This is a genomic window from Arthrobacter sp. K4-10C (assembly GCF_059090085.1).
In genome coordinates this window covers 24353-38782 of the sequence record NZ_JBNHFI010000001.1, presented here as the reverse complement: position 1 = coordinate 38782, position 14430 = coordinate 24353, and the positions used below count along the sequence as shown (strand labels likewise).

Here is a 14430-nt window from a genome sequence, read left to right as displayed (position 1 = left end):
CGGAAAGGGGCTCGACTGTCAAACAGCTCGGCCCAGCGAAGTGCCGCCGTCGTGTCACCGAAGTCATTTGGAGGGCACCATGGAGTTTATGATCAGCGGACGAAATCTGACAGTTTCAGACCGGTTCCGCGAATATGCCGGGGAGAAGATCTCGAAGATCGAATCGCTTGGAGACAAGGTCCAGCGCGTCGATGCCAAGGTCTCCAAGGAGACGAATGCCCGGCAGACCGGCGACCAGCTGACCGTTGAGGTGACAGTGCTGGGCCGTGGACCTGTGATCCGTGCCGAAGCCAGTGCCGCCGACAAATTCGCGGCGTTTGATCTTGCTTACAACAAACTGCTTGAGCGTCTCCGCCGCGCCAAGGACCGCAAGAAGGTCCACCATGGGCGCCACACCCCCAAGGCCGTCCGTGAAGCGACTGCCGCACTTGAGCCCGCCAGTGCCCACGAACCGCTGTACGTTGAGGCGAGCCACCGGAACGACGCTGCGGCCGCCCCCGCAGACAGGTCCCCCTACGACGTGGACAACGACATTCCCGCCGGGGATTCTCCGGTATTGATCCGCCGCAAGGTCTTTCCGGCCGCATCCCTCTCCCTGGATGACGCCGTCGACAACATGGAGCTTGTCGGCCACGATTTCTACCTCTTCGTGGACAAAGCAACCAACACACCCTCGGTGGTGTACCGGCGCCGCGGCTGGACGTACGGCGTCATTACGCTGGACCACGAATGCGAGCCCGGGGACACTGTGATCGAAGAAAAGATCCTTGCCTACCGTGCGGATGACGCTGCCGCCAACGCCTAAAGGTGGCAGCCACCACCAGAGAGGACTGATGTGCCTCCGCTAAGCCTGGACCAGGCGCGGCGGATCGCTTTGGCAGCACAGGGACTCCACAAAGGACGGCCCGCCGGCCCCGTAACTTCGCGGACGGTGGGCCGGACCTTTGCCCAAATACAGCTGGTCCAGATCGACTCCGTGAATGTCCTCTCGCGCAGCCATTTCCTGCCCTTCTTCTCCCGGCTCGGCAACTACGACCGCACAATCCTGCAGCGGATGTCCGCCACCCCTCCGCGGCGCATGGTGGAGTACTGGGCCCATGAGGCAAGCTACATCCGGCCCGAGCACTACCAGGACCTACTGCTGTGGCAGAGGCGGGCCTGGGTTGGCGCGGCACGCATGGATCCCAGCCAGCGGGCCGCCGTAGCCGCCAGGATACTGGAGACCCTGGCGGGCAGCCGGCCCCTTACCGCATCGGAACTGACTGCCAGAATCGGCCATGTTGAGGAAAAACAAACGGCGAACTGGGGCTGGAACTGGAACGCGGTCAAAAGAGTGCTGGAGCATCTGTTTGAGGAGGGGCTGGTTTCGGCAGCCTCGCGGACCGAGCAATTCGAGCGCAAGTACACGCTGGCCTCGAGAGTACTGCCGGACGTGGACAGCGATCCTGCCCGCGACCCTTCCGCGGCACTGCACCGGCTGACGGAGGCTGCGGCCCAAGCACACGGCATCGGAACTGTGCGGTGCTTCGCCGATTACTTCCGCACGCCCGTCAAGGCAACGGCCCAGTCCGTGGAGCACCTGGTGCGGCTGGGAAGGCTGGAGCCGGTGACGGTGGCGGGCTGGAAACGGGACATTTACCGGCACGTGGATGCCGTCCTGCCGCGCCGTGCCGTGGGCCGCGCCCTGCTCAGCCCGTTCGATTCCCTGGTTTTTGAACGCCGCCGGCTCGAGGAACTGTTCGGCTTCCACTACAGGATTGAGATTTACACTCCGGAACACAAGCGGCGGTTCGGCTACTATGTCCTTCCGTTCCTTCTCCGTGACAGGGTCGTTGCCAGGGTGGATCTCAAGGCCGACCGCACCGGCGGGAAGCTGCTGGCGAGATCCGCCTACGCCGAGCCTTATGCCCCGCCGGACACCGCCGTCGAACTGGCCGCAGAACTTGCCCTCATGGCGGAGTGGCTGGGACTGCGCGAGGTGGAAGTGCGGCCAGCCGGTGACCTTGCGCCGGAGCTCGCCAGGGCTGTGGCACTCGGATAGGTGCGGATCAGCTCTGAGGGAAACAGGCATCTGGCGGGTGTCTCTCCCGTAGACTAAAAACGCCAGAATTCGGCTGCATCAGACTGGGAGCATTTTCACGTGGCATCACTTATCGAAAAACTACTGCGCACAGGTGACAAAAAAACCCTGCGGCAACTGCGGAACTATGCCGACTCCATCAATGCCCTCGAAGACTCGTTCAAGACCTTCACCGACGCTGAGCTCCGCGAGGAAACGGACCGGCTCCGCGAACGGCACCAGGACGGCGAAAAGCTGGACGACCTGCTCCCGGAGGCATTCGCCGCAGTTAGGGAGGCATCGTCGCGGACCCTGGGCATGCGGCACTTTGACGTCCAGTTGATGGGCGGCGCCGCCCTGCACCTTGGCAACATCGCGGAGATGAAGACCGGTGAAGGCAAGACCCTGGTGGCAACCGCTCCTGCCTACCTGAACGCCCTCACCGGCAAGGGTGTCCACGTGGTCACCGTCAACGACTACCTCGCCGAATACCAGTCCGACCTGATGGGCCGTGTCTACCGGTTCCTCGGCCTTACCAGCGGATGCATCCTGTCCAACCAGGACCCCGCTGTGCGGCGCCAGCAGTACGCCGCCGACATCACTTACGGAACCAACAACGAGTTCGGTTTTGACTATCTTCGAGACAACATGGCCTGGGACCGGAACGAATTGGTCCAGCGAGGGCACAACTATGCGATCGTGGACGAGGTGGACTCGATCCTGATTGACGAGGCCCGTACGCCCCTCATCATCTCCGGTCCCGCCCAGGGCGATACCAACCGGTGGTACAGCGAGTTCGCCAAGGTGGTTCTCCGGCTGCAGCCCGAGAAGGACTACGAGGTCGACGAGAAAAAGCGCACCGTAGGCGTGCTGGAGAGCGGCATCGAGAAGGTCGAGGATTACCTCGGCATCTCGAACCTGTACGAATCCGCGAACACGCCCCTGATCGGGTTCCTCAACAACGCCATCAAGGCGAAGGAACTGTTTAAGCGCGACAAGGACTACGTCATCCTCGACGGAGAAGTCCTGATCGTGGATGAGCACACCGGCCGTATCCTGGCCGGCCGGCGCTACAACGAGGGCATGCACCAGGCAATCGAGGCCAAGGAAGGCGTCGAGATCAAGGCCGAGAACCAGACGCTGGCCACGGTGACGCTGCAGAACTACTTCCGCATGTACCACAAGCTCTCGGGCATGACGGGCACCGCGGAAACCGAGGCTGCCGAGTTCATGAGCACCTACAAGCTCGGCGTGGTGCCCATCCCCACCAACCGGGACATGCAGCGGATCGACCAGTCGGACCTGGTTTTCAAGAATGAAACCGTCAAGTTCGACGCCGTGGTGCGGGACATTGCCGAACGCCACGAGAAAGGCCAGCCGGTCCTGGTTGGCACCACCAGCGTCGAAAAGAGCGAATACCTGTCCCGGCTCCTTGCCAAGGAAGGCATCCGTCACGAGGTCCTGAACGCCAAGAACCATGCGCGCGAAGCTGCCATCGTTGCCCAGGCAGGCCGAAAGGGCGCCGTCACCGTTGCAACCAACATGGCCGGCCGCGGTACCGACATCATGCTGGGCGGCAACGCGGAATTCACTGCCGTTGCTGAACTTGCCAAGCGCGGGCTGGACCCGCAGGAAAATTCCGAGGAGTACGAGTCCGCCTGGCCGGCAGCACTCGAATCCGCCAAGCAGTCCGTCAAGGACGAACATGAGGAAGTGCTGAACCTGGGCGGCCTCTACGTCCTTGGCACCGAACGGCACGAATCCCGCCGCATTGACAACCAGCTCCGCGGACGGTCGGGCCGCCAGGGCGACCCGGGTGAGTCCCGCTTCTACCTGTCCCTGACCGATGACCTCATGCGGCTCTTCAACTCGGGTGCCGCAGAACGCCTCATGAACAGCTCGGTACCGGATGACGTGGCGCTGGAATCCAAGCTGGTATCCCGGGCTATTGCTTCGGCCCAGGGACAGGTGGAAGGCCGCAACGCCGAGCAGCGCAAGAACGTGCTGAAGTACGACGACGTCCTGAACCGCCAGCGCGAGGCCATCTACAGCGATCGGCGGCGGATCCTGGAAGGCGATGACCTGCACGAGAAGGTGCAGTTCTTCGTTGAGGACACCATCACGGCCCTGATCGATGACGCAACCGCGGAAGGTAACGGCGACGACTGGGACTTCAACCAGCTGTGGACCAACCTGAAGACCCTCTACCCGGTCACCGTCACAGCCGAGGACATCATCGAAGAGGCTGGCGGCAAGTCCCGGCTGACCGTTGAGTTCCTGAAGGAAGAACTGTTGTCCGACGCCCGCCTGGTTTACCAGGCACGGGAAGAAGCCATCGGCTCCGAGAGCATGCGGGAGCTGGAACGCCGCGTGGTCCTGTCCGTCATCGGACGCAAATGGCAGGAACACCTTTACGAAATGGACTACCTCAAAGAGGGAATCGGGCTGCGCGCCATGGCGCAGCGTGACCCGCTAGTTGAATACCAGCGTGAGGGCTTCGTCCTGTTCCAAAGCATGATGGAGGCCATCCGCGAAGAAAGCGTGGGGTTCCTGTTCAACCTGGAAGTGGAAGTCACGCCTGCCCAGGACGTGGTCGTACCGGACGCTGCCGGAGGCCACACGGAGCATGTGGAGCCACAGGTGAAGGCAGCAGGCTTGGAAGCGCCGGAAAAGCCGGCGCAGCTTCAGTACACGGCGCCCAGCGAAAGCGGCGGAACCCAGACCCGGGTGGAAACCCGCTCGTCCGGCCGTTCCGGAAACCCGGCCAAGGCGGCAGCCCAGGATGCGGCCAGGCGCCCGGCCAAGAAAAAACGGCGCTGACCCCCGCTTGTTGATTCAGCCCGCCGGAAGCCGGCGAACAATATGAGGCAGGTCCGGAATTCCGGACCTGCCTCTTTTCGTAGGTCAGCCGATGACAAGTTCGGTCACCCTCCATACCTGCTTGCTGCGCTCCAGCCGGATGGCTACGGCGCGGGCCCGGATGTCATCCACCACGACCGCGCTGGCCTCGAAGATGCCCTCGGCAACCTCGCAGACGCGGACGGAGCGGACCGTGGAGTTCCTGTGCAGCCGGGCCAGTTCCGGGTTTCCGGTACGGGTAAGTTCCCGCCGGATCAGGGAGGCGCGGTGTTGCAGGTTTGCCAGGCATCGCGGATCGAGCCGGCGTGCCAGCTGGTGGATGGGCCGTATTCCGGCCAGCACTTCCATCGCGGCCTGGACGGTGCCACGGGAGATGGTCCGTACTTCTGCTGCTTCGTCCGTTGCCCGCAGGGCAGGTGCGCCCGGGGGCCGTGGAAGGCGGTTGCGGCTCTGGTCCATCGGCGGGACTCCAGCTTTGCCCGGCCCCCCGGTTGTTCCTGGCTTGTTGGCTGCCATTCCCTGGACGGAACGGAGCGGCGTGACTGCAGACATGGATTCCCCTTGTGTTATTTAGTTCGCGTTCAGAGATTCGCGAACGTGGGTCCGGCTGGCCGGGTTGCCTGCCGGTTGGCGGATTACGTCGTAGTAGGCGGCAGCAGGATCTGCCCCGGGAGGAGCACATCCGGGTTCTGGCCGATGAGAGCTTTATTGGCCTCGTACCATCGCGGCCACTCAAGGGCAATATCCACGTCCGAGGCCTCCGGCCCCAAATAGTTCGACACGATGTCCCAGAGGCTGTCTCCCGCCAGCACAGCCACCGATGCGGAGTGCCCGTCCGCCACAGGCGATGGGGACTGCGCGCGGACGGCAGGTCCTGCCAGCAGCCCGGGCTCGACGACAGGTGCCGACGGTTGCCAGCCAGGATGGACGGTTGAAGCGGGAGCGGGCTGGTCGCCAGTCCCCGGTTCCGGCAACGCGCTGTCTGCCCTGTCCGGGACAGTTACGGATGCAGGGTGTGGCGGCGATGCCGGTTCCGGCGCAGGTTCCGCCTTCCATGTCGGCCCCGCCCCCCGGTGCCCGGCTGCAGGCACCGCGGCCTCCTGCCCCTGCGTCGGTGCCCACTGCGGTCCGGGTGCAGGAGTTGCCGCGTGAGCAGCTCCCGACACCAGTTGAAAGGACACTGCCGCAATAACCAGCCGACGCATGAATGCGGGCGAAACCTTGCGCGTGGCTGCAGCCGCCCTGTCCTTCCCTCGCCGCTCCAGAACCAGGCTGGCTGCGGAACAAGCCAACGCAGCAAGCCACCAAACGAGCAGGATGGCACCGGCTGCCGCTGCGGCCGTGCCCAGAAGTTGCTCAACCGTGTAGGCCTGGTTCCGGGCAGACGCCTCTTGCCACTGCCCGATCAGTCCCGCTCCGATGAGGAAGAGCAGGATCCCCAACAGCAGCAGACCAGCTGCCGCAGCGGCATCGGCTCCAATCGTGATTCTGGCAGAACGCGACATCTCTTCCCCTTTGATGCAGTTTGATAATCTTTGGCATCGTTTGACTCAGTTTGCGCGCTGGTCTTCATGTTTGTCCAGACGCTGGAGTGGAAAATGTCCGGGATTGACCGGGTGCAGGGCGGCATTTACGCTGGCCGGATGCGCTGGGATGCACTCTTCAATGACATGGAAGGCCAACTGGCTGAGTCGGACCGGCTCGCATTCGATGCCGAAGTGAACGAACGGGCCAGGGTCGAGCTGGTGAACACCGGCTTCGCCGGCAGGTTGCGCGCTGCCTTGGGCTGCCGCGTGGGCGTCTACCTGTTCGGCGGGGAAGCTATCCATGGCACATTGACGCATGCCGGAGTGGATGCCTTAGTCCTTCAGGAGGAACACCACCAAATCCTCATTCCCTATGCTGCTGCGGCTCGGTACGTGGGACTTGGCAGGTTTTCGCGGGCAGAGACATCACAGGTGCGCCGTGCGATAGGACTCGCGCACTCCCTGCGTGCCCTGGCCAGGGACCGTACCGGACTAACTGTCACCCTGGGAAGCGGCACGGGAACCCTCCGCATGGAAGGAGTCATCGACAGGGTGGGGCAGGACTACTTCGACTTGGCCGCAGTCACGCCCGGCGAGGTGCGTCGGGGACCAAACGTCAATCAGGTTTCCACGGTCCCGTTCACGGCGTTGACCGCCATCAGGTCACCGCTTCCCAGGGAGCTTTAGGCGCGGAGCGTTGACCGAAGCGGCCCGGGCGGGGCGGGGCGCGGTCAAACGGACCTGGACTTTGACTCCTGTATCATCCGGCTGGCCTCGGCGTAACGCTCCTCGATGTACTGCTCAAGCATCTTCTCTTCAACGCGCCATTGGCCACGGCCGCCAACCTGGATAGCCTTCAGTTCCCCGCTTCGCACTAGTGCGTACGCGGCAGGCGAATTGATCTGCAGTTGCTCGGCTACATCCGCGAGCGTCAGGAACCTGGGCATGCGTCCATTTTGCCATCATCTGGATCGGTTTGCTGCTCTTATCCACAGATTGGCTTTGTTTAGGCTAAATGACTTTTGTTCCGGCGCCACTTGCCGCAACAATGAGGTGTCCGGCCACACTGGGGGCGCCGGAGCTATCAGGGGGATACGGCATGGTTCCAGAATCGACGGCCACGGCTGCGCGCCTCAAGCGCCCGTCCTGGAAGGACCCCCGCCTGCTGATGGGGATGCTCCTGGTTCTGGTGTCCGTGGCCGGAGTGGTCTTCCTGGTCAACAGTGCCGACCGGACCACAGAGGTTTACGCGGCCCGGGACGGTATTGCTGTTGGCGAGGCGTTGACGCCCGAGAACGTCGTCCGGGCGAAAGTCCGTCTTGGCGAAACGGAACGGCACTACATCCCTGTGGAATCCGGTTTGCCTCAAGGGGTAATCGCCTTGCAGCGGATCGGGAAGGACCAGCTGGTTCCCCGGTCCAGCCTTGGTGAGGTGGATGACCTTGACCGCAAGCCGGTGGCCATTACCGTTGACGGGACGCTTCCGTCCCAGGCGGTAGCGGGTGCCAGGGTGGACGTCTGGGTGGCCCAGCCGGATGCGAAAAATGGCTTCAGCGAGCCAAAACTCCTCCTTCCCGGCGCCGAGATCGCTGAGGTTGCGGAAGGCTCCACCGCCCTCGGGTCTACCAGGACTACTGTCCTCATGGTGCTCGTGGAGGACAGCCAGATGCCTGCTTTGCTCGGGGCGCAAGCCAATGAGGCGAAAATCTCGGTTGTCTGGAATCCGGGCGGCGGAACCCGATGAGTATCCCGGTAGTCACCGTTGGCCAGAGCCGGGAGGATTTGGTGGGCGGACTTGAGCGGCTGCACGGGCCTGTGACGGTGGTCAGAAGATGTGGCGAGCTCGCGGAACTCCTGGCGGCGTGCCAGAGCGGGTTGGCGAGGGCTGCGGTGGTTGCGGATGGCTCCGAGGGGCTAACGGCCTCGCTGGTGGACCGGCTTGAAGCGGTGGGAGTTGCCCTCATAGCGCTGACTGACAATGCCGATGAAGTGGCCCGGTTGCGCCAGATTGGTGTCTCCTGCGCTTTGTCCGGGGTGGAATCAGCCGAACTGTCCCGACAAATCGCGGACGCAGTAGAGCAGTTGACGGGAGCCGGCCCGCGTTCAACGGACCATTCGAAAGGCCGCAGTTCCCTTGCCGATACCGGTGCTGCCCTAAAGACAGTACCTGCAGAGGTGCCGGCAGCCGGTCCCGGGGGACCGGAAAGGGGAAGAATCATTGCGGTGTGGGGCCCTGCAGGTTCTCCGGGGCGCACTACCCTCGCGGCCAACGTCGCCGGTGAACTGGCAGCGGACGGGAAGGAGGTTCTTCTCATCGACGCCGACAGTTACGGGGCAAGTGTAGCCGCCGTGCTTGGCCTGTTGGACGAATCGGCCGGCGTGGCGCAGGCGTGCAGGCTGGCGGATCACGGCGCTCTTGATCTTGCCGCCCTGGAAAGAATCGTCACTCCGGTCGCCACCACCTCCGGCACCTTCAAGGTGTTGACGGGCATCACGCGCGCCGACCGGTGGACGGAGCTGCGTGCACCAGCCCTTGCGGTGGTGCTGGAGCGCGCCCGCCAGAGCGCCGACGTCGTCGTTGTTGACACCGGCTTTTGCCTTGAAGCGGATGAAGAACTCAGCTTCGACACCATGGCTCCGCGCCGGAACGCAGCAACCCTGCGTCCACTCGAACTGGCCGACACGATATATGCAGTCGGAGCTGCGGATCCTGTGGGAGTGCCGCGTTTGGTGCGCGGGCTTGCGGAACTCAAGGCGGCCGTTCCCCAGGCTTCTCCCGTGGTGGTGATGAACAAGGTCCGTGCTTCGTCCGTCGGCAGAAACCCGGAACGGCAATTGCGGGACGCATGGGAAAGATTTGGACCGGTGTTCGAACTCAAGGCTTTCCTGCCGCACGATCCGGCGGCTGCGGATGCCGCCCTGCTGGCAGGGTCCCTCCTGCTCGAGGCCGCTCCCGACTCCGCCCTGCGCAACGCCGTTCGAGACCTCGTTTGTGCACCTGTCCAGCAGAAGTCCAAACCCTCTGTCTTTTCTTCCACAGCACGGCGCCGGGCAAAGGACTAGGCTCGCCATAAGAGCTGCAATGGAGCGGCAAATACTTGTGATGGAGGCGTGTGTCGATGTCGTCGGGATCCAGCGTGGAGGATCAACCCCTTTCAATTGAAGGTGCTGAAGGCTTCATTGGGGACTACTACCAGCATCTCGCTGAGGAGGACGCGCGGAGCTACGCCCGCGAAGTACTCGTCGCACGGGCGGAGAACCACCGTAAGGTGGCAGCAGTGCGGCGGCCCGGCCAGGCCAATACCGCCATCGTGGATGAAGAAGACAGCAGTGTTGTCTTCGTCGTTACCGACGACATGCCGTTCCTGGTTGATTCGGTCAACGCGGAGCTCGTCCGTCAGCACGCGGCCATCAAGCTGGTGGTCCACCCGCTGATCGTCGCAACGCGCAACAGGGAAAACGGAAACCTCGTCAAGGTCAACAGGGTTCCCTCCCACATCGGTATTTCCAGCGGTGACACGGCAGCCATGCCCAGCCTGTCCCACCTCATTGCGCAGGGCGAGAATGCCTCGCACATGGAGTCCTGGATCGCCGTCGAAATCAACCGCATCTCCGAGGAAGCCAAGGCGTCCCTGCTGGAGGGCCTGAACCGCGTCCTCAACGATGTCCGTGCTGCCGTGGAGGACTGGCCCAAGATGCGCCAGAAGGCGCGGCAGATTTCCGAAAGCCTGGACCAGGTGGCGAACCCGGCACAAATCGCGGAGCTGCGGCAGGCGAAGGACCTCCTGCACTGGCTCGATGACGGAAACTTCACCTTCCTGGGCTACCGGGAATACGACCTCGTGAATGTGGACGGGGAGGACGTCCTGGAGCTTCGCGAGGACAGCGGCCTGGGGCTTCTGCGGGCTGCCGCCGACTCACCGCACATCCAGCACCTCACGGACACGGGCCGGAAGAAGGCACGGGAAAAGCGCGCCCTCGTCATCACCAAGGCCAACTCCCGCTCCACCGTCCATCGCTCTGCATACCTCGACTACATCGGTGTCAAAAGCTTCGACGCCGCTGGCAATGTGAACGGCGAACGCCGCTTCATCGGACTCTTTGCAACGAGCGCCTACACCGGCTCGGTCAGGAACATCCCGATCGTCCGCGAGAAAGTGGACGCCGTCCTGCGCAGCGCCGGCTTCCCGCCTGATTCCCACTCCGGCAAGGACCTGCTGGGAATCCTCGAAACCTACCCCCGTGACGAACTATTCCAGATTGAAGTCCCTGACCTGGCTGCCACTGCACTGGGTATACAGAAACTCCAGGAGCGCCGGCGGACCCGGCTGTTCCTGCGGCCCGACATCTACGGGCGGTTCATGTCCGCCGTTGTCTACCTTCCCCGCGACCGGTACACCACCAATGTCCGGCTCCGCATCGAGCAGGAACTGCGCGAAACGTTCCAGGCGGTGTCCATCGACTACGAGGCACGCATGACCGAGTCGGCACTCGCCCGCCTGTTCTTCCGTATCCGCCTGCCCAAGAACGCCGACGTCAGCCACGTCAACACCGCCGAGCTCGAGAAACGGCTGGTCCGCGCTGCCCGCTCATGGAGTGAGGGCATAGCCGAGGTCCTCCGGGAGGGCCGGGACGCTGAGGAAGCCAAGGAACTCGCTGCTATTTGGGCTGAGGCTTTCCCGGCAAGTTACCGGGTGGACTACGAAGTGGAGGATGCCCTCGAGGACATTTCCCGATTCGAGAAGTATGGGGCGGCGGCCGAACGGGCCGTGGGCGCCCGCCAGGAACGGCCCGGTGTCCACGTCTACCTTCCCGAGGGGGCAGGGGCGACGCTCGAGGAGGATGCCCGGGTCAAGCTCTACATGCTCGAGCCCAAGAGCCTCAGCCAGATCCTGCCCTACTTCCACAACCTGGGGCTCGAAGTCCTGGACGAGCGGCCGTTCGAGATCGAGACGGCGGACCGCCGTGACTTCTTCCTCTACGACCTCGGGTTGAAGTACCCCGCGGGTGTGGACCCGGTGGCCACCGGCGAGCTGCTGGCAGATTCCTTCAGCGCCGCTGTTACAGGGGCAGCTGAATCCGATGCATTCGACAGGCTGGTCCTCCGAGAGGGCATGCAGTGGCGGCAGATCACCGTGCTCCGGGCCTACGCCCGGTACATGCGGCAGATGGGCAACACCAACTCCTTCGGCTTCATGGCGGACACTTTGCTGGCAAATCCGGATGTCGCCAGGGGCCTGAGCGCGCTCTTCGTCGCGCGTTTTGATCCGGCCCTCACCGACGACGAGCGGCTGGACGTGCAGGAGACGGTGCGGCAGGAGCTGGCAGCCTCGATCGAGAAGGTGGCCACGCTCGACGCCGACAGGGTGCTGCGAACGTTCGCCAACCTGATTGAAGCCACACTGCGCACCAACTACTACCAGGACAAGCGGCACCTGAGTTTCAAGCTCGATCCGTCCCGGATTGACGGGCTGCCCTTCCCGCGGCCCAAGTACGAGATCTGGGTCTACGCACCCCGCGTCGAGGGTGTCCACCTCCGTTTCGGCAAGGTGGCCCGCGGCGGGCTTCGCTGGTCTGACCGCCGGGAGGACTTCCGCACCGAGGTCCTGGGCCTGGTAAAGGCGCAGACCGTCAAGAATGCCGTCATCGTGCCCACCGGCGCAAAGGGCGGTTTCTTCGCAAAGCAGCTTCCGGATCCGGCTGTAGACCGGGCCGCGTGGATGGCCGAGGGGGTAGAGAGCTACAAGACGTTTATCAGGGGCCTGCTCGACCTCACCGACAACCTCGTGACGGAGGGCGACGGCGAAAGGCTTGTGCCGCCGTCGAACGTTGTCAGGCACGACGACGACGATTCCTACCTCGTGGTCGCAGCGGACAAGGGAACCGCCACGTTCTCCGACATCGCCAACGGGCTGGCCGCGGAATACGGGTTCTGGCTAGGCGATGCCTTCGCTTCCGGCGGATCCGTGGGATACGACCACAAGGCCATGGGCATCACTGCCCGCGGTGCCTGGGAATCCGTAAAGCGGCACTTCAGTGAGCTCGACCTGGATACACAAACCCAGCCGTTTACGGTGGTGGGCGTTGGAGATATGTCCGGCGACGTCTTCGGCAACGGGATGCTGCTCTCACGGCACATCCGCCTGCTGGCCGCGTTTGACCACCGCCATATTTTCCTGGACCCCAACCCGGACGAAGAGGCCTCCTTCGAAGAACGCCAGCGGCTGTTTGAGCTGCCGAGGTCGTCCTGGGACGACTACGACAAGTCCCTCATCAGCGAGGGCGGCGGCGTCTTCCCGCGGCAGGCCAAGTCCATCCCCGTTTCTGCACAGGTGCGCGCCGCGCTGGGGCTTCCCGCCGGGACGACGGAACTCAGCCCGCCAGAACTCCTGCGGGCAATCCTCCTGGCCCCCGCCGACTTGTTGTACAACGGCGGCATCGGAACCTACGTCAAGGCCAGCACCGAGTCCAACGCATCGGTGGGGGACAAGGCTAATGATGCCATCCGTGTTGACGGCCGGGACCTGCGCGTCAAGGTCGTGGGCGAAGGCGGCAACCTCGGCATGACACAGCGCGGCCGGATCGAAGCCGCCCTGCAGGGGGTCATCCTCAACACTGACGCCATCGACAATTCTGCCGGCGTGGACTGCTCCGATCATGAGGTCAACATCAAGATCTTCGTGGACCGGATGGTTGCGGCGGGGAAGCTTTCCGCGGACGAACGGCCCGGATTCCTTGCCTCGATGACCGATGAAGTCGCCCGCCTGGTGCTGGAGGACAACATCGACCAGAACATCCTGCTGCTGAACGACAGGACCAAGGTGGCCGAGTGGAGTCCCAGCTACGAGCGGCTGATGGACTGGCTGGAAAAGTCGGCCGACCTGAAGCGGGACCTCGAGGCGCTGCCCACCACCGAGACCCTGCGGGAGAGGCTGCAGCAAGGACAGGGATTGACGTCTCCTGAGCTGTCAGTGCTGGCCGCCTACGTGAAGATCGAGTTGACTTCTGCGCTCCGGGAAAGCAGCCTCGCTGACGATCCCTGGTTCCGCCAGACACTGCGGGATTACTTCCCCCGGCAGCTGCGCGAGCGCTTCGACGCCGAACTGGACACCCATCCGCTGCGCCGCGAGATCATTGCGACCGTGGTGGCTAACGACATCATCAATCTCGGCGGCATCACCTTCGCCTTCCGGGTAATGGAAGAGACGTCCGCCAGCGAAGTGGCGGTGGCCAAGGCGTTTGTGGCACTCCGGGAGATCTATGAGCTGGATGCCATGGTCGGGGAATTGAACAGCCTGCCTGCATCGTTCCCGACGGAACACTGGAGCACGGTGCATCTCGATATCCGCCGGCTGTTGGACCGCGCGGTCCGGTGGCTCCTCACCCAGGGGTCCGTTTCCCAACCCATCGCGGACGTGGTGGCCGAGTTCAAGCCTCTTATGGACCCGATGCGTGCCCGCCTGCTTGACTACCTGCGCGGTGACGACCGGGACCGGGTGGCCGGCTGGCTGGAAACGGCGCGTGAATGGGAACTTCCGGAAGGGCTGGCCCTGCGGTGGGCCGAGCTCTTCGAGAGCTTCGTCCTCCTGGACATCGCCAAGATCGCCCGGGCCCGGAAGGATCCGGTGGAGCATATCGCAGCTGTTTACTACACCGTATTCAACCGCTTCCATGCAGACTCCCTGCTGGAACGGATCAGCAGCCTGCCCCGGCAGGACCGGTGGCAGGCCCTGGCCAGGGCGGCGCTGCGGGATGACCTGTATTCCACAGTTTCGGACATGACGACGGCGGTGCTGGACGCCACCGAGGTGGCTGACTCTCCGGAGGCACGGCTGAAGGAATGGGAGGCGCAGAACGCGGAGCAGCTGGGCCGGGCCAAGAGCATGTTCGATGAGGTGAACGCACTCGAGTCAGATGATATGGCGTCACTGTCGGTAGCATTGAGGCTCTTGAGGTCAATCGTCCGACGCTAGCCAATCCGGCGTC

10 protein-coding genes are annotated in these 14430 nt (G+C 63.6%); 7 read left to right on the top strand and 3 right to left on the bottom strand.

Going from position 1 to position 14430, the window contains the following annotated elements:
* Window positions 1–79: 79 nt before the first annotated feature.
* From hpf to secA, 3 genes are all read left to right on the top strand, one after another.
* A complete protein-coding gene (gene hpf, locus AC5RUU_RS00140; protein WP_493973211.1) occupies window positions 80–805 on the top strand; it encodes a ribosome hibernation-promoting factor, HPF/YfiA family in 726 nt (241 codons plus the stop codon).
* Window positions 806–835: 30 nt separating this feature from the next.
* Window positions 836–2041: a winged helix-turn-helix domain-containing protein gene (locus AC5RUU_RS00135; protein ID WP_493973210.1), complete on the top strand. Its 1206-nt coding sequence runs from the start codon at window positions 836–838 to the stop codon at window positions 2039–2041.
* A gap of 99 nt (window positions 2042–2140) precedes the next feature.
* Window positions 2141–4879 (top strand): preprotein translocase subunit SecA, encoded by a 2739-nt coding sequence (gene secA / locus AC5RUU_RS00130; protein ID WP_493973209.1) that lies wholly within the window; start codon window positions 2141–2143, stop codon window positions 4877–4879.
* A gap of 84 nt (window positions 4880–4963) precedes the next feature.
* Here the strand turns inward: secA and AC5RUU_RS00125 are convergent, their stop codons facing one another.
* Window positions 4964–5470, bottom strand: a complete 507-nt coding sequence (locus tag AC5RUU_RS00125; protein ID WP_493973208.1) for an Rv3235 family protein — start codon at window positions 5468–5470, stop codon at window positions 4964–4966.
* 83 nt (window positions 5471–5553) lie between these two features.
* The gene (locus tag AC5RUU_RS00120; protein WP_493973207.1) at window positions 5554–6423 is read right to left on the bottom strand and encodes a LysM peptidoglycan-binding domain-containing protein; all 870 of its coding nucleotides are present in this window, start codon (window positions 6421–6423) and stop codon (window positions 5554–5556) included.
* Window positions 6424–6516: 93 nt separating this feature from the next.
* On the opposite strand from AC5RUU_RS00120, the gene AC5RUU_RS00115 reads away from it, so the two are divergent.
* Window positions 6517–7131, top strand: a complete 615-nt coding sequence (locus tag AC5RUU_RS00115) for a hypothetical protein (RefSeq protein WP_493973206.1) — start codon at window positions 6517–6519, stop codon at window positions 7129–7131.
* 44 nt (window positions 7132–7175) lie between these two features.
* On the opposite strand, the gene AC5RUU_RS00110 is transcribed toward AC5RUU_RS00115, so the two are convergent.
* Window positions 7176–7391: a helix-turn-helix domain-containing protein gene (locus AC5RUU_RS00110; protein WP_009356834.1), complete on the bottom strand. Its 216-nt coding sequence runs from the start codon at window positions 7389–7391 to the stop codon at window positions 7176–7178.
* Window positions 7392–7543: 152 nt separating this feature from the next.
* Between AC5RUU_RS00110 and AC5RUU_RS00105 the strand changes: the two genes are divergently transcribed.
* Genes AC5RUU_RS00105 through AC5RUU_RS00095 form a run of 3 tightly spaced genes read left to right on the top strand, consistent with a single transcriptional unit; the run spans window position 7544 to window position 14417 of the window.
* Window positions 7544–8188: a hypothetical protein gene (locus AC5RUU_RS00105; RefSeq protein ID WP_493973205.1), complete on the top strand. Its 645-nt coding sequence runs from the start codon at window positions 7544–7546 to the stop codon at window positions 8186–8188.
* The gene (locus tag AC5RUU_RS00100) at window positions 8185–9507 is read left to right on the top strand and encodes a CpaE/TadZ family protein (RefSeq protein WP_493973204.1); all 1323 of its coding nucleotides are present in this window, start codon (window positions 8185–8187) and stop codon (window positions 9505–9507) included. The genes AC5RUU_RS00105 and AC5RUU_RS00100 overlap by 4 nt, the downstream gene beginning before the upstream one ends.
* A 56-nt stretch (window positions 9508–9563) precedes the next feature.
* A complete protein-coding gene (locus tag AC5RUU_RS00095) occupies window positions 9564–14417 on the top strand; it encodes an NAD-glutamate dehydrogenase (RefSeq protein ID WP_493973203.1) in 4854 nt (1617 codons plus the stop codon).
* The last annotated feature ends 13 nt before the right edge of the window (window positions 14418–14430 follow it).

What these genes read in the sequence shown, in the direction of transcription:
- AC5RUU_RS00105 (WP_493973205.1), top strand. Translation starts at nt 7,544, where the DNA reads ATGGTTCCAGAATCGACGGCCACGGCTGCGCGCCTCAAGCGCCCGTCC.
- AC5RUU_RS00120 (WP_493973207.1), bottom strand. Translation starts at nt 6,423, where the DNA reads ATGTCGCGTTCTGCCAGAATCACGATTGGAGCCGATGCCGCTGCGGCA.
- AC5RUU_RS00125 (WP_493973208.1), bottom strand. Translation starts at nt 5,470, where the DNA reads ATGTCTGCAGTCACGCCGCTCCGTTCCGTCCAGGGAATGGCAGCCAAC.
- AC5RUU_RS00100 (WP_493973204.1), top strand. Translation starts at nt 8,185, where the DNA reads ATGAGTATCCCGGTAGTCACCGTTGGCCAGAGCCGGGAGGATTTGGTG.
- AC5RUU_RS00110 (WP_009356834.1), bottom strand. Translation starts at nt 7,391, where the DNA reads ATGCCCAGGTTCCTGACGCTCGCGGATGTAGCCGAGCAACTGCAGATC.
- hpf (WP_493973211.1), top strand. Translation starts at nt 80, where the DNA reads ATGGAGTTTATGATCAGCGGACGAAATCTGACAGTTTCAGACCGGTTC.
- AC5RUU_RS00115 (WP_493973206.1), top strand. Translation starts at nt 6,517, where the DNA reads ATGTCCGGGATTGACCGGGTGCAGGGCGGCATTTACGCTGGCCGGATG.
- AC5RUU_RS00095 (WP_493973203.1), top strand. Translation starts at nt 9,564, where the DNA reads ATGTCGTCGGGATCCAGCGTGGAGGATCAACCCCTTTCAATTGAAGGT.